The sequence below is a fragment of the Paenibacillus ihbetae genome, from assembly GCF_002741055.1.
In the GTDB taxonomy this organism is placed as follows: Bacteria; Bacillota; Bacilli; order Paenibacillales; family Paenibacillaceae; genus Paenibacillus_AQ; species Paenibacillus_AQ ihbetae.
On record NZ_CP016809.1, the window covers coordinates 173,747 to 189,173 of the forward strand.

14 protein-coding genes are annotated in these 15,427 nt (G+C 46.0%); all 14 read right to left on the bottom strand.

Annotation, left to right across the window (positions count from 1 at the left end; genetic code table 11):
- Positions 1-2: 2 nt before the first annotated feature.
- Positions 3-1,475, bottom strand: coding sequence for a DUF4179 domain-containing protein (locus tag BBD41_RS00755; RefSeq protein WP_099476385.1), 1,473 nt, complete (start codon positions 1,473-1,475; stop codon positions 3-5).
- Positions 1,462-1,989, bottom strand: a complete 528-nt coding sequence (locus BBD41_RS00760; RefSeq protein ID WP_099476386.1) for a sigma-70 family RNA polymerase sigma factor — start codon at positions 1,987-1,989, stop codon at positions 1,462-1,464. Before BBD41_RS00760 ends, BBD41_RS00755 begins: the two co-directional genes overlap by 14 nt.
- 197 nt (positions 1,990-2,186) lie before the next feature.
- On the bottom strand, positions 2,187-3,440 hold the full coding sequence (locus BBD41_RS00765) for an MFS transporter (protein WP_099476387.1): 1,254 nt from the start codon (positions 3,438-3,440) through the stop codon (positions 2,187-2,189).
- A 221-nt stretch (positions 3,441-3,661) separates the two neighbouring features.
- Positions 3,662-4,396, bottom strand: a complete 735-nt coding sequence (locus tag BBD41_RS00770) for a glycerophosphodiester phosphodiesterase (protein WP_099476388.1) — start codon at positions 4,394-4,396, stop codon at positions 3,662-3,664.
- 41 nt (positions 4,397-4,437) lie between these two features.
- A complete protein-coding gene (locus BBD41_RS00775; protein ID WP_099476389.1) occupies positions 4,438-5,304 on the bottom strand; it encodes a carbohydrate ABC transporter permease in 867 nt (288 codons plus the stop codon).
- Position 5,305: 1 nt separating this feature from the next.
- Positions 5,306-6,202: an ABC transporter permease gene (locus BBD41_RS00780; protein WP_099476390.1), complete on the bottom strand. Its 897-nt coding sequence runs from the start codon at positions 6,200-6,202 to the stop codon at positions 5,306-5,308.
- Positions 6,203-6,282: 80 nt separating this feature from the next.
- The gene (locus BBD41_RS00785) at positions 6,283-7,806 is read right to left on the bottom strand and encodes an extracellular solute-binding protein (RefSeq protein WP_237087139.1); all 1,524 of its coding nucleotides are present in this window, start codon (positions 7,804-7,806) and stop codon (positions 6,283-6,285) included.
- A 121-nt stretch (positions 7,807-7,927) separates the two neighbouring features.
- A complete protein-coding gene (locus tag BBD41_RS00790) occupies positions 7,928-9,763 on the bottom strand; it encodes a sensor histidine kinase (protein WP_099476392.1) in 1,836 nt (611 codons plus the stop codon).
- Positions 9,760-10,776 (bottom strand): response regulator, encoded by a 1,017-nt coding sequence (locus BBD41_RS00795; protein ID WP_162292782.1) that lies wholly within the window; start codon positions 10,774-10,776, stop codon positions 9,760-9,762. The genes BBD41_RS00790 and BBD41_RS00795 overlap by 4 nt, the downstream gene beginning before the upstream one ends.
- A gap of 314 nt (positions 10,777-11,090) precedes the next feature.
- On the bottom strand, positions 11,091-11,312 hold the full coding sequence (locus BBD41_RS00800) for a EutP/PduV family microcompartment system protein (RefSeq protein WP_099476394.1): 222 nt from the start codon (positions 11,310-11,312) through the stop codon (positions 11,091-11,093).
- A gap of 250 nt (positions 11,313-11,562) precedes the next feature.
- Complete coding sequence (locus BBD41_RS00805; protein ID WP_099476395.1) at positions 11,563-12,300, bottom strand: ABC transporter permease; 738 nt, start codon at positions 12,298-12,300, stop codon at positions 11,563-11,565.
- The gene (locus BBD41_RS00810) at positions 12,297-12,884 is read right to left on the bottom strand and encodes a helix-turn-helix domain-containing protein (protein ID WP_167392951.1); all 588 of its coding nucleotides are present in this window, start codon (positions 12,882-12,884) and stop codon (positions 12,297-12,299) included. The genes BBD41_RS00805 and BBD41_RS00810 overlap by 4 nt, the downstream gene beginning before the upstream one ends.
- A gap of 200 nt (positions 12,885-13,084) precedes the next feature.
- Positions 13,085-14,515: an MFS transporter gene (locus tag BBD41_RS00815; RefSeq protein ID WP_077566109.1), complete on the bottom strand. Its 1,431-nt coding sequence runs from the start codon at positions 14,513-14,515 to the stop codon at positions 13,085-13,087.
- A gap of 202 nt (positions 14,516-14,717) precedes the next feature.
- Positions 14,718-15,305, bottom strand: a complete 588-nt coding sequence (locus tag BBD41_RS00820; RefSeq protein WP_099476397.1) for a TetR/AcrR family transcriptional regulator — start codon at positions 15,303-15,305, stop codon at positions 14,718-14,720.
- Positions 15,306-15,427 lie beyond the last annotated feature (122 nt).

Genomic DNA, 15,427 nt, shown 5'->3' on the forward strand with positions numbered 1-15,427 from the left:
TGCTATTTTAGACGTACGGACCAGTCAGTATCTATATATCGTTTATCCACCACTTCCCTTACCAGGGTAAGCTCCTCCGGAATCTGATATAACCCCGTAATCCGAAATTCATTGGGCTGATGTGTGATACGATCCCCCATACCGATCCGTCCTTCTCTCCAATTATCAGCCGAGGTATTAATGTTTGAGTACGATCCCCTGATAGTTATATCATATTGCTTTCCTCCTGAATCGTATGCTCTCCAATTCTCATGTCTCATTTCATTTTCCAATTCTCCGTAGAATGAGACGGTAGTTTCATATGTGTCATCACCGCTTAGCGATTTCTCAAGCGAAGCCCTAACCAACTCGTATCTATCATTCAATATCTTAAAAACTTCCGGCCTCCTCAGCTCCGATGGCTTAAAGGAAATTCTGCTTCCGTCCCTTTCCGCGACCGAGTAACCATCCAGAATAAAAAGGTACGGTTCATCCTCAGGCAAGTACTTGAAAGTATAGCTCCAACGCATTCTCCCTTTACCGATCACTCTATGATCGGATGTCATTAAACTATCCATATAACCCCATTTTCTCGGATTCACCGAATGAAGTTCTTCTCCTTCTAAGGTTTCGAAATGAAAGCTCAGCATCTGCTTTTCCCATAAATCGCCGGGTGATCTCGCCATGGCCGTATCATCAAGTTCAGTTTCCATTTCGAAACGTACTCCTTGCACCATTTTCGTGAGCCTTTTTAATGTAACTGTCATACCGTTCGGAGTTGTGTAGCTGCCTGATAATTCCTCTATTTGGGTCTGTTTGTTTGCCTCTTTCATATCTATGTGAAAGCTAAAATCCCAGTTTCCTTCTATTGATGGTTCGTCCTGATGTCCTAGCACCTTAATATTCCCCTCGATCGTTATTTTGTCGGTTTGCAGCGGTTCACTAAAGAATGCAACCATATAGTAAAAATCATTCGTGCGCCCCATATCGTACATGCTGCCTACTGCGTTTCCATTATCATCTTTGATCATAATATTGTTCGGTTCAATAAGAACCAGCTTGTCCCGATCATGATTCCCTTTTCGATCAAACAGTTGAAGAGCGAGAGTCACTCGGGTTGGATCGGCAACAGCTTCATCAATCACCAACGTATAGCCTCCGTCCTTCACTTTAACATGAGGATTATGTACCAGTCCCAATTCCTGGGCTCGCAGGAGTCCGATATCAGGGTTGTCTTTGGCAAAAAGAGATCTTAACATTTCGGCAAATGTCGGCACTGTAAAAATTGAAACAGTACCAAGAACGAATAGGAGGGCGATGACTACTGCTACCCATCTCCATCGTTTGAGAGGATTGCCATTCATCTTTTTCCGCTTAGGAAGTGAGGAAAGAGTGTTCTCCACAGCGAGTTGCACAGTATCAGGAATGACCAAATCTTGTGTTTTGGACTTAAAGAATTGTCGAAGCTCCCGATCGATCGGATCATGATAATTCATACTTTGCTTCTCCTTCCCATAGGGCGAGCTCGGATAATTGCTGTCTTGCCCTGAATAAACGTGATTTTACAGTTCCTTCAGAAACGCCCAGCACTTTTGATATATCCTTGATAGATAAATCCTCAATATAAAAAAGCATCACAATGGGTTGAAGCTGTTCATCCAGTTCGTCGATCACTTCAAACAGCTCGATTTGTTCAAAATCGCCCTGATAAGATGTCTTTCTCATATCATAAGGGACAGGATACACTCGCTTCTTTTTCCTAATTATCCGATTACACTCGTGTATCAAAATCCGAATGATCCATGTTTTGAAATAAGAGGGCTCTTTCAGTGTATGTACATTAGAAAAAGCTTTGGCAATGGTCTCCTGTATTGCATCTGCACAATCCTCGTCGTTTTTAAGCATTGTTCTCGCTATAACAAATAGGCTATGTTGGACTGTTCGTATTAATAGCACGAAAGCTTCCTTGTCTCCTAGCTTTGCAAGCTTTGCATTCTCTGATAAATCCACGCATGGCTTCCCCCTTTCCTCTCAAGTCCTCTATTAATTAGATCATCTGGGGATATGTTTGGTTCACAAAAAAACCAAAATAAAAAAGCCGCGATTATCCGCGACTCTTAATAGCTGGCTAAATACTTGATCAAAACCTTGCGTCTCCTAAATCTCGATAAAGCCTCAACACGAAGCTCACCATAATGCTGAAGCCTCTAATCCGTTGATGCCTCGACCACCAGCGGCTTCCCGGCTTCGAGCAATCGCTTGTTGCGAGCGAAGAATACAGTCAGCACGAGCATAAGCAATCCGGTACCGATCAACAGCCATTCGACTTTGACCACATCGGCAAGCGGTCCGAAGATCAACATTCCGATCGGCATCATGGAAGTCGAGATCATCCCGAAGACGCCGAAGATCCGGCCTAAATAATTTTCATCCACCTTCTCCTGCAGCATGACGGTCGTCGGCGTATTGAAGACTGGCATGGCTATCCCGAATACAGCCATAATGGCTAGATACAACCAGAAGACGGGGACGATGCCAAGCGCGAATGTGGACAATGCCATCACGAGGCTGGCAATCGCCATCGTGTAGACTTTATTTTTGAAGCCGCCCCAAGACGCAATGATCCCCCCTCCTGCCATCATGCCTACCGAAAACGCGATTTCGATCGCGGTTAAGCGCCATACATCATCTCCGAAAGTGCGCGTGACTTGCAGCGGAGTCAAAAATGCCGCAGGTGCCATAAGCACGAAAAAGATGGCAAAAAAGATGAAGAATGACTTTAAAAAGGCATGTTGTCCAATATACACCAAACCCTGTTTGAAGTCGTCGAGATAGCCTGTGTTTTGCGTGTCAGCTGCCTTTTTATGCAACGGGATTTTAAGGAAAAAGAACAAGATAAAGATCGCGATCGCCGCTGTAACGACATCGATGAAAAAAATCATTTCGATCGTAGCCATCGTTAGCAAAGCAGCGCTGACAATAGGCGCTACAAACATCATGAGTGCTTGCAAGCTTCCGTTAATGCCGTTCACCTTGGTTAGCTTATCCTGAGGTACGATTTGAGGCAATATCGCTCCGACAGCGGGTGTCTGAATACCTCCACCAAGTGCGCGTACCGCGGCGATGACAAACAGCAGCCATACGGCTTGGTAACCGAGCAAAAACGTGATGGCCAAGATGAGCGTAACCACCGCGATCATGGCATCCGCAATGATGATAAGCGACTTCCGATTGAAGCGATCGGCCCAAACCCCTGCGAACGGCGATAGTAGAAACGTCGGTATAAAACCGCAGATGATGAACAGCGTCATCATGATGCCTGACTGTGTCGTCAGCGTAATGTGCCACATAATAGCGTACTGCACCAAGGCAGAACCGAACAGCGAGAGCGTCTGGCTGCTTAAAAAGAGAATGATATTTCTTTTCCAATGGATTTTCTGAGCATCTTCGGTTTCTGACATCGTCCCACCCTTTCGTATGTATTCTTTCATGCGAAATATGCTTTATTATACCGTGTATCGCTTGGCGATATTTCTTCTTGATTGCTCATTATCACCAGCGACCCATATCCAACATAATGCGTGATAAAGCGCCCTGAGACTAAGTTGGCTGCTCCTTAATCAGAAGAAGCCGCGGATCCACGGCTTCTAGCTGTTTAAGCATGTTATTGTTTTCGTCATTTCTAAAGATTACCAGGCTCCCTCGTGTTCCACAAAATCGTGTCCGTTGTAATATAGGCGGCTCCCGCTTCTTCAAACGGCTTTGATATTTCCTGTTCGTTAACCGTCCAAATCGAGACGTCAAATCCAGCCCTGGCGCAGTTTTGTACGTCTTCGGGTGTCGTTGTCCGATAATCGTAATCTAGAAAAGCCGGCTGCAGCCGGCTAATAAGCTGCAGGTCTTCAGCAGTAGGTGGTTTGGCTGACAAATAGCCAAGAGGCACCGTTTCATCAATCGCACGCACCTTCATCAGATCATCGGCATTGAAACATATGAAACTGCTTTGTCCCGCCATGCCCGTGCTGCGCACAAGCTCTACCAGCACATCCAGATCACCGTCTTGATGATATTCCTCGATTTCGATAAAAGCGTGCATACCATAGGATACACAGACAGACAGCACTTCCTCAAGCGTTGGAATGTACAAGCCGGTGTAGTCGCCAATTCCGTTGCCTGCAACGATATCCAATTTGCGAATGTCCTTGAATGAGAAATCCTTAGTCCTCCCCATCCCGTTCGTCATTCGGTCGACGGTCCGATCATGATGGACAATCCAGCGACCATCCGTCGTGCAGTAGGTATCGCATTCAATCCCCCAAAAGCCCGACTTTCCCGCCAATTCAAATGCAGCAATGGTGTTCTCAGGTGCGAACATGCTTAATCCTCGATGTGCCACATATTTCGGTCTACTATTCATGTAATTGATCACCTCGTAGCGATTTTAATTTAATCTGCAATTTATCCTTTAACCGAACCCAGCATGACCCCTTTATTGAAGTGCTTTTGCAAAAACGGAAAGATCACCAGCAGCGGCAAGGCCGTTAAAATAATCGCCGCCATCTTGGCCGCAGGCGTATATTTATACATGACGTTCGACGCATTGGATATAGTCGGGTCATCCTCGACCAGCATCTGTCTTAGAAATACTTGAAGCGGCATCAGGTCGGCATCGTTTAAATAAAGAATCGCACTAAAATATGTATTCCAATTGGTTACCAAATAAAACAAGGTAAAGGTAGCTATCACGGGTTTGGAAAGCGGGACGATAATCGACAAAAACAAACGCCATTCCCCGCTTCCGTCAATTCTCGCCGATTCATCAATTTCGGAAGGCATGGACTGAAAGAAGCTTCTCATCACAATGACATTGAACGGCGCAATTGCGGTGCTTAACCAAATCGCCCAGAAGCTGTCTAAAAGATGGAGAGAACGGACGACCAGATAGGTTGGGATCATTCCGCCCGAGAATAACAATGTGAAGAACACCATAAAATTCAATGAATCCCGAAATTTCAGCCACCGCTTGGACAAGCCGTAAGCCATGAGAGAGGTCAGCACAATATTCAGCAAGGTTCCAACAGCGCTAATGATAACCGCATTGCGAAATGCGGAAGTAAACCCGGGATGTGCCAATAAATACATGTACCCATCCAAGGTGAACTGCTTCGGGATCACGAAGAACCCGCGCGTTAAATACTCGAATTCTGTTGAGAAGGAAACGGAGAGCACGTAAAACAAGGGAAAAATAGCCAATGCTGACGCAAGTAAAAGCATGCTATACACAAGAATCGTAAATAATCGATCAAGGCCTTTTTCGTGCCTCATCTCAAAAAACTCCCTCCTGCCCCATCCGCTTGGCCAGCCGGTTGACGAACCATACCATCATCAATCCGATGACCGATTTAAATAATCCGACTGCTGTAGAGTAACTGTAGTCGCCTTGGATCAGGCCCGTTTTGTATATAAACGTCTCAAACACTTCGGATACGTCTTGATTCAATGGATTCTGAAGTAAGAAAATATGCTCGAAACCGAGATCCATAATATGGCCGAACCGTAAGATGAACATGATGACGATAACATTTCGCAAGCCGGGGAGCGTAATATGCCAGACCTGGCGCCAGCGGTTTGCCCCATCCATCATTGACGCCTCATACAAGGTCGGGTCAATGGCCGACAAAGCAGCGAGAAAAATAATCGCGCCCCAGCCCGCACCTTGCCAAATATTCTGCAGCAGCCAGACCCACCGAAAGTATTGGGGATCCGTCATCAGTTCTATCGGACCGAGCCCCCAATGTTCCAGAATCTGATTGACCCCTCCGGAGCCGGTGGCAAATAGCAGAATGGTAATACCGACGATCACGACCCAGGAAATAAAATTAGGGGCATACAGAATGGTTTGAACAACCGTCTTGAAGCGCTTCACTCTAACCTCATTAAGCAGCAAGGCAACTAGAATGGGAGCTGGAAAAAAGAACAAGACATCGAGCAGATTGAGCAGAAGCGTATTTTTGAGCAGCACCAGGAAATCGCCTTCAGCAAATAATCTGCGAAAATAATGAAGTCCTACCCACTCGCTTCCCGTTATCCCTTTGAACGGGCTATAATCAATAAATGCAATAGAAATCCCGATCATCGGGATATACTTAAATATGATAAAAAAGAGAAGGCCCGGCAAGATCATGAAATAGATCGGAAATGCTCTCTTCCAGTACGCATTCATTCATGCATTCCTCCATTTAAGCCTGTCTGGAAAATAATACTCCCGAACGGCTGCTGCCGCCCGGGATGTTCAGACGAACGTTATTTGCTCGCCGTAAACGCGGCATTCACTTCTTCTACGATCTTATCTCCGCCGTTACTCTTCCACTCCGCAATCGCATGATCGATGCTCTCGATCGGCTTCTTCCCTGCGATGATTTCGATCACGGTTTTGTGGAAGCTTTCATTCAATGACGCCCCCTTCTCCAGATAGGTTTTTGACGAGAATATGTAGGCATCCGACGCGTTCTTATATGGATATTTGCCGGCATTATGAATGGACTGCTCCATTTCCTTTGCCCAAGTAGGATCACTCCATTTATACGTGTTAAACGTATTATTGTTGTTCCGCAATACCCAGTTCCATAAGAGGCTTTGGCGCCCTTCGCCTTCAGCCTTCAACTCATCGGTCATCTCATAGGCTCCGCTGCTGTTTTTCTTGTAATGAATATTTTCAATCCCGTTCTTTAGGATGTCTTCACCTTCTGGAGATACCCACCAATCAAACAGCTGCAGGATGCGATCCCGCTTCTCGTTATCCACGTCCTTGCTTAACACGACCTTTATCGTTCCGCTCGTTGGCGTTGAATTGCCCCTTGACCCGTCATTTCCCATCGGCGGGGCAAGCTCCACAAATTTGGCACCAGGGGCAATGGTCTGCAGCTGTTGGTTCGTTTGCTGGCTGAACTGATAATGCATGTCGGCAAAACCTACTTTACCTTGCGCATATTTTTCGTTGAAATTTGTGTTGGTAATGAAGTCCTTGTCAAGTACGCCTTCCTTATATGCACGACTCATAAAGGACAGGAACGCCTTCCATTCATCCGACTGTATTTGCATTGGAATCAGCCGGCCGCCCTCTTCCTTCCAGCCATTCGCCAGTCCGAATGCCGCGAACAACTCCGGAATGCCAAGAAGACTCGAATTACCGAGCGCTGAAAACCCATAGGTATCATTCTTTCCGTTGCCGTCCGGATCTTGAGTGGTGAACGCCTTGGCGATTTCATAAAATTTATCGATCGTAAATTCTTCTGCGGTCGGTATAGGGATGTCCAGTTTAGCAAGCCAGTCCTCCCTTACGTAAATGGTATTCTGAGCTGTGGCGTATATCGGAATGCCGAAAATCTGATCCTTCGGGTTCAGCAAAGCCCATTCCTCTGGTTTAGCGATGCTTTGCAAATTTGAATACTCGGCTAAATGGGGCTTTAAATCCAGGAATACTCCCTGTTCTACCCACTTCAAGTACAGGCTTGGACTATCCATCCGTATGACGTCCGGCAGCTTGCCGGATGCAGCGATCACGTTCAACTTCTCGGCAAAATTTGCATTCGGTACCCACTGAATTTGCAAATCCACATTAAATTTTTCATTGATATGCTTAATAATCGGATGGTTGTTATCCGGCCAGCCCCCGCCTTTCCAAGAAGCGATCATCATATCAATTTTGATCTTCTTGTCCTTGTCTCCGTTATCTCCGGAAGCCGTGCCGGCATCCTGTTGCCCCGTCGGTGTACATCCAACTATCAACCCTAATACGACGCTCACAATCATGATCATGGATAGCATTCTTTTCACTTCGGGTGACCTCCATTACTCAATTTTTGATTTGTCCTTATGCCATTTAATATAGCTTGTTGCCGGGGGTCATTTTTTCACAAATGGATGATCTTTTTATCCGATTTTCTGATCATGAATTTATCTTTTTTGGGAATCGAAGCGACACTTTGCTCCCTTTTCCCGGGAATGAGTGCACACTCACGCCATAGGGTGAGCCATATTTTAATGCCATTCTGGAATGGACGTTGATGATACCAACCGATTCCTCTTCGGCAGGCTCAGAGTGCTGCTCCACAAGCTTCATTCCATGAGTAATCCGAGCAAGGTCTTCTTCAGGAAACCCGTTCCCGTTATCCGAAATATCAATGATAAGGTCTCCATTATGCTCATATGCCGTAATCGTGATTCGAGCATTTCCGTTTTTGGGTTCTACGGCATACTTTACGCTGTTCTCGACGATCGGCTGCAGGGATAGCTTGATCACGCGGCAATCCATACAAGCCTCATCCACCGATATGCTGCTATGAAAATGATCAAATCGAATATGTATGATTTCCAAATAATGCTGCAGGTTTTTCAGCTCATCCCTTAGCAGCACTTCGGCCCCGGGCATTTTTGATGAATATCGGTATACCGCTGCGAGACTGGTCACCATTTTCTCAATCGTGGGCACCTTTTCTATAAAAGCAATGCTCTTGATAATTTCCAGGGTATTGTAGAGTAAATGAGGGTTGATTTGATTCTGCAACGCCCGAATATGCGCATCCCTTTGCCTGAGCTGAAGCTGCATCTCGTTGATCTCCAGACGATGGACCGTGTGGATGAGTTCGTTAAGCCTGGACGTCATCTGATTAAAGCTTCCGTTGAGCTGCTGAATCTCGTCCTTGCCGGTAATCACCTCAGCTCTGACGCTTGTGTCACCGTTCTCCACCTGTTTCATCAGATTCCGCAGCCGAAGAATGGGACGCACTACTTGGTCGACCATTCGAGGTATTAAGAACAGGGAAATAACAATTATGCCGCTCATCACATACATCGTTGCCTTGCGCGCAAAGTCCAGACCGCTCGCCATCTCGCGCACAGGTACAGAAGCAACCAGAATCCAGCCTGTCAGATCCGAACGGTTGCTAGACATCAGAATTTTCTCCCCGTTACGTTTGACGACGGTTCCATGTCCTCCAACCGGGAGGGCTCTAATCACGGTGTCCTCAACACGGCGTCCTGCCAAGGCAACGTCCGGATGATAAACGATCTTCCCATTGGAATCGACAATAAAAAAGAATCCGGTTTTACCGAGTCTCGTCTGTCCAAGAATGTCCTCGATTTCAGTCATGGATAAGGCGATATTCAAATTACCGATGAGCTTAAGTGAATTGGGATTAAAGACGGGGACGCTCAGTGTAATAAAAGGGTACGCAGCCATGAGCGTATCTTGAGGACGATAATGAGAGGGAACGATGGTTAATCTATCGGCCAACGGACTGCTTAGCCAAGGTGAGTAGTCGATCATGGGATGACTTAACGAATGGTCCTTTGAATAGATCAGGCGGTTGTCTATCGAACGGAGGACAATCCCCAGTACATTTGAGTAATTAATCGCAATATACTTTGACATGATCCCTTCGACCAGTGCCTCCTGCTCCCGACTGAACATGTGACCGCTAATCAGCCATTTCTGCAGCAGCCCGCTTTCCGGATTGTCGCCAAGCATCGAATTCGAAGGTAGTGGACCGGCAATGGATGCATATGTCGATTGGGCCATTTGCGTGAAATACCGGTCAAGCTGATGGTTCATTCTCGCCGTAGAATCCTGGGCAATCATGTAGAAATCATTTTTAGCTGATTCGGTATAATAATAGGATGTGAACATCGCCATCAGTGAAATGGATATTATGCTAACGGACAATACCAGCCCGAGGATTTTCGTTTTGAATGAGAATCGATAATGCCAGTTGCGCCATTTCATGACCCCATCCTCCTTCTGTATTCCAAGGGCGACACGCCGGTATGTGCTTTGAACACTCGCGTAAAATACGGACCGGAAGCGTACCCGACAATGTCCGCAATGTCAGATACAGCGTAGGTGCTTGTCCTCAGAAGTTGCTTGGCTTCATCAACACGCAATCGGTTCACATAGCTGACAAATGAACTGCCCGTATGTTCTTTAAACAACATACTGAAATGGGAGACGCTGAAATTGGTTAGATTCGCCATTTCCGTGAGCGACAGGTTCTTTTTGAAATTTTCCTCGATATACCGACATGACCGGGCGATAGCGTCGGGCATACTCGATTTTATCTTGCCTGGATACTCAAGATACCATTTTTCCAGCATAGCCATATAGTATTTCAAGATGGAGGCGTCATCCCCGTACTTGGTTTTTGGGACATTCCTGAATTCAATGCCAAACTCATTAAGCAGGTTCTTCATTCTATTGTCCATTATATTCAGCAGCCCGACCCGGGCATTGTTGTTCAGAGCTTGCAACCTTAAGATCGATTGAATCAATTGCCTCTGCTTCTGCATGATCGTATCGAGCGGCAAGCCCTGACTGTTTTCCAATAGACACTGGAACTTGACGATATAGTTGTTCAGATCCTTTAACGACTCCAGCTTATCCTTGGATCGATTTAACGCTTCAGTCAGCATTTCAAATTCGAGCGGCTTCAGTAAATATTCCGAAACACCATAGCTCATGGCTTTTTGTGCATATTGAAAATTGTCATAACCGCTGATTATGACGGATACCATGGGAATCCGATGCTCGGCGATTCTTTTAATCAATGATAACCCGTCCAGCTCCGGCATCATGATATCCGTGATCAGGAGCATGGGCCACACTTCTTGAATCAAACTCCACGCTTCATTGCCATTGCTGCATTCCCCAACAACCTGGAATTCCGCCCCGGCAGCTTTCACCATCTGGACGATTCCTTTCAACACCCATGGTTCATTCTCGGCGATCAGAACGGTGTACATTTTGCGATATACCTCCATTGATATGCTTTGATTCAAGATGCTCCGATTATTGAACAAGCATTTCGTTAATTAATAGGGTTTTCCTGCTTCTTTCATTGCGTAAAAATACGCCTTTTAATCATTTTGTTATAAAAAAATTCTATTCATTGTATACCTACTTCCCCAGTCCAATCATATAAGATCTATGTTAATTTTGATCAAAGATTTTTAGAAATCCCAATATGGTAAACACATAAATTGATGCTCAGCACAACACAAATAAGCCCCATCCGTATTGGAAGGAGCACAGAACATGCATAGATTGATTTATAGGGCTACCAAATGTTCAGGCTGTCATTATCTCTTAACCTGATGAGTTTTTCACTGTGTCGAACTTCAATTTGCTCTTCCTCTGTTCGTTTATATCGTCCAGTCGATGTTTGGTGATGGACAATGGCATCGAGTTCAAACCAAGGAATATGCAGCTGTTCGGATAAACGTCTTGCCAATGTTGTCTTACCGCTGGCAACGCTACCCATAATGAGGATTTTGTTCATAACGGAAGCATATCACTCCCTCTTTTGCAAATGTTACTATTGGTTTCGTTACAAAAGCTGAAAATCCTCTTTATCTTTCCGGTATACGATAAGATCGTGTCCTCGGTTCTAGACATGAGTCTGCATCGTTACAGCAAGAAAAGCCGCCAGTTCGGCGACTTTCATGCGGAAAAGTGTTTGACCTCCAACAGGCCGTATGGACATCTTGTTACACGATTCGCAAAATATATCATCGAGTTTCGACCAATGTCTAATCGTTATCACTGCTCATTTGCTTCCTGAATACAAAGATCGCTACAATCAGCACGGCAACCGCATACCCGATCACCCACCAAAGATGAGGCAAAATCAATGCATAATCTCCCGAAATGGCTGCCCTTCCCGCGTCAACCGCATGGGCAAAAGGAAGCATGTAGGCAATCGCCTTAAACCAACCGCCCACCAGATGAAGATCAAACCATGTCCCGCTCAGCCATGCGCTGAGATTCGTCAATAAAGCTCCGCACACGCCCCCGACGAGCTTATCGTTAAACAGGCTTCCAGCCAGCAGCCCAATGCCGATAAATAATATGGCTACCGGAATAAGCACCACTATGGTCAGCAGAACATTGAAATGGATCACCAGTCCCAAGAAGGCTGCCGCGATAAAGGTTATCGTTATTTTAAGAATCGCCATCGGGATTAAAGGTAAGGTGTACCCCAAGATATAATCCGGAGCCGTTAATGGAGCCGTAAATAATCTCATTAAAAATGAAGTGCTCCTGTCCTTAGCTATGAGCATTCCCGAAAAAAGCGAGATGAACGATAATCCGAATACGGCGACTCCCGGAACCAGCTGATCGATAGCGAATAATTCAACTTGTATATTCGATTGCAGCGTCGTTAAGAGCAGCAAAATGACTAACGGAAAGCCAATACCGAAAGCCATATTCAACGGATCCCGAATCATTTCTTTCCGGTTTCGTGCGGAAAATGCTGCTGTCTTCATCCAACTGCCTCCTCTAGTGTTGCCAATGATACAAATGCATCCTCTAGCGATCCCGTGCTGGTCTTTGCCGTCAATTCAGCAGTGGTACCTGCAGCCCTCAGTTTACCTTTCGACATGACTCCGATGTGATCGGAGAGCGCTTCCGCTTCCTCCATATAATGCGTGGTTAAAATGATGGTAATATCGCCCTTTAGCTTTTCAATGGCTGACCACAATTTGAAAATGGCGATTCCCTGCGCTTCATCCCCCAAAACCACCAGCCTGTCCCCAGGACGGATATCGAAAATGTCTCTGGCCTTTTTAGGAATCACGATTTGACCCCGATCTCCAACCTTTACCATTCCATACATGTGCTTTCCCTTCGGCCGAATACCTATTTTGACATGCTGATCGGAACTTTTGACCAAGTCATCCAATACAACATCATAAAGTTCGGCCAAAGCTAAGCAGTTTTGAATATCCGGCACGGTCTCTCCATTTTCCCATTTAGCTACGGCCTGCCTGGACACGCCGATCTTTTCGGCAACTTCTTCTTGAGTCAGTCGGTGCAGCTTTCGCATGCTTTTTAAATTCATACTAATCATATTTTTCACATCCCTTGCCTTCATTATATCGATCTATACGGAACGCACCACCAATGCTCATTAACATTAAATGTTGCTTTCGGTTGCCTTTTACGGTGCTGTTAAAAGAGTGCTTTATGCCATAACAGCCTTGTTCGGCCGTAAAAAAGAAGCCGCGTTATCCGCGGCCCTCTTGCTTATTCTCAATATTGATGCGTTTTTTAATGGGAAATGGTCACTTTCGTATCTGTATTCTCCGATGCCTTAGGCTGTTTAAGCACCAAGAAAGCTACTGCGATGCCGAGCAGCGTAGTGACAGCCGCAATTTGAAAGGCGGTCCGGATCGCTTGGTTAAGCTCTGTCGCCATCATGGTTTCGAGGCTTTCGTTCGTACCCATACCAGCCGAAATCATGGCCATGATCACGGCCAAGCCTACTGCACCTCCAATTTGCTGGCCGGTCGAAATGAGCGCGGAAGCAACGCCCTGTACTTTAGGATCCACTCCCGTGCTTCCGGCGATAAACATCGTTGTAAACACCAGCGCTTGACCGAGGCCGATAATAACCGTGCCTGGTATGATCCCCCACGTTGTCCCTGTTTCCGACAGTCTTGTCAGAAGTAAAAAACCGATCGTTCCCAGACCCATGCCGGCAGCGATTGTACCTGCTACGCCGATCTTAGTTAGTATTCTGTTAATGAACCGGGCACCAAGCAAAGCACTCAGCGTAAGCGGCAGGAAGCTGAGACCGGATTGAATAGCCGAATAGTGCAGCACACCTTGCGTATAAAGCGTAAGGAAGTAGTATAGTGATCCGAACGAAGCCGACAACAGAAATGCAGTTAGCGCTGCGCCGGTCAAATTACGATTACGGAACAGTCCGAAGGCAATCAATGGTTCTTTCGTACGTTGTTCAATCATAATAAAAGCGAGAAACAGAACCGCTCCGAGCAGCACAGAAGGAAGTGTCGATGCACTGAACCAGCCTTCCACCGGTGACTGGATAAGATAGTAAACGATCAGTAACAACCCCGCAGTGACGGAGATCGTGCCGGCAGCATCATAATGCCTGGTTGCCGTGGATACCTTGCTCTCGGCAAGTACAATAGGTGCAAGAAGAATAACGACGAGCGCGATCGGTACGTTGACGAAGAAGGTTGCTTCCCATCCGATATAGCTGGTGAGCACGCCGCCAAGAAGAAGTCCAAGCGACAAGCCGACACCGCCCATCGAAGCCCATATGCCCATGGCCCGGTTACGTTCGGCTCCCTCGTTAAAGTTAGAGACAATCAATGACAACGTTGCGGGTGAGAGCAGAGCTCCGCCAAGACCCTGCACCCCTCTGGCGATAATAAGCATCAGCTGCGATTCAGACAATCCTCCAAGCAGCGAACCTAGACCAAAGAGCGCCATGGCGATTATAAACATCCGCCGTCTGCCAAGAAGATCTGATAAGCGCCCGCCAAGCAGCAAGAAACCGCCGTAAGCTAGTGAAAACGCACTGACGACCCACTGCAGATGATTGGCTGAAAACCCGAGCTCGTTGCCTAAAGACGGCATTGCTACAAAAATTATGGTGTAATCGAGTGCCATAACGAGCTGGGAGATGGCCAGAATGAAAAGTGCCAAGCCTTTGAATTTACTTGAGCTCATATACAATTTCCCCTTCCAATTTTATAGACTAAACGATCTAATATAACCATAAATACGAACCAATCGATCTAATGCGTGCAAGATTATAGACCAATCGATCTAATATATGCGCGATTATAGACTGGAATGAACAAAATAATCGTCATTACGGACTGATCATTCTATTATTCGCATGAATAAATGAAGCGCGAAATCGAACGCTTCATTTATGATCAAGTACAGATAGAGTAACTGCAGCAACTTGTTCGATGACCAAAGGGTCGTCCGTTAATTTTGCTACTTGTGTCAGTGCATACCGCGAATGATATAAATATCGTGCCAGCGAGCGAAGATCCTGATTCAATCCTAACTCTCCCGCCTGCTCTGCGCGGGCTAGCGCCTCGTATAGTGCTTGCTCCAAACGAATCTTATCTTGCTCGAAAATTTGTGCAATCTCGGGATCATGAGGTACCTGATCAATTGCGCTGTGCAGAATTAGGCACTCCTTGCGGCGCTGCTCATCCTTCAATGTATCGACGATAATCGCAAAGATTTCGGCAATAGTATCCTTGATTGGGCCTGGGTGAGCTAAATGGGTGATGACGGCAGACGATTTCTCGTCCAGGTAATACTTAACCGCTTTGATAAAGAGATCTCGCTTCGTTCCGTAGGTGTCATACAAGCTTTGTCTGGCTATACCCAATCCTTCAAGCAAAAGCTGCAGTGACGTGCCCTCATAACCGTAATGACCGAATACTTCCATAGCCTTATGTAGGACCAGTGTCGTGTCAAATTCTTTGTTCCTTGCCAATTTTAGTCTGCCTCCTTCACTCCCATAATACTATCGTTATCGGATTATTCCAGTCAAGAATGAGGGTTCATGAAATCGTCTTTTCAGACCATTTGGTCTGTATTGATCAAAAAAATATCAGT

What these genes read in the sequence shown, in the direction of transcription:
- BBD41_RS00755 (WP_099476385.1), bottom strand. Translation starts at nt 1,475, where the DNA reads ATGAATTATCATGATCCGATCGATCGGGAGCTTCGACAATTCTTTAAG.
- BBD41_RS00765 (WP_099476387.1), bottom strand. Translation starts at nt 3,440, where the DNA reads ATGTCAGAAACCGAAGATGCTCAGAAAATCCATTGGAAAAGAAATATC.
- BBD41_RS00770 (WP_099476388.1), bottom strand. Translation starts at nt 4,396, where the DNA reads ATGAATAGTAGACCGAAATATGTGGCACATCGAGGATTAAGCATGTTC.
- BBD41_RS00775 (WP_099476389.1), bottom strand. Translation starts at nt 5,304, where the DNA reads ATGAGGCACGAAAAAGGCCTTGATCGATTATTTACGATTCTTGTGTAT.
- BBD41_RS00780 (WP_099476390.1), bottom strand. Translation starts at nt 6,202, where the DNA reads ATGAATGCGTACTGGAAGAGAGCATTTCCGATCTATTTCATGATCTTG.
- BBD41_RS00785 (WP_237087139.1), bottom strand. Translation starts at nt 7,806, where the DNA reads ATGCTATCCATGATCATGATTGTGAGCGTCGTATTAGGGTTGATAGTT.
- BBD41_RS00790 (WP_099476392.1), bottom strand. Translation starts at nt 9,763, where the DNA reads ATGAAATGGCGCAACTGGCATTATCGATTCTCATTCAAAACGAAAATC.
- BBD41_RS00795 (WP_162292782.1), bottom strand. Translation starts at nt 10,776, where the DNA reads ATGTACACCGTTCTGATCGCCGAGAATGAACCATGGGTGTTGAAAGGA.
- BBD41_RS00800 (WP_099476394.1), bottom strand. Translation starts at nt 11,312, where the DNA reads ATGAACAAAATCCTCATTATGGGTAGCGTTGCCAGCGGTAAGACAACA.
- BBD41_RS00805 (WP_099476395.1), bottom strand. Translation starts at nt 12,300, where the DNA reads ATGAAGACAGCAGCATTTTCCGCACGAAACCGGAAAGAAATGATTCGG.
- BBD41_RS00810 (WP_167392951.1), bottom strand. Translation starts at nt 12,884, where the DNA reads ATGATTAGTATGAATTTAAAAAGCATGCGAAAGCTGCACCGACTGACT.
- BBD41_RS00815 (WP_077566109.1), bottom strand. Translation starts at nt 14,515, where the DNA reads ATGAGCTCAAGTAAATTCAAAGGCTTGGCACTTTTCATTCTGGCCATC.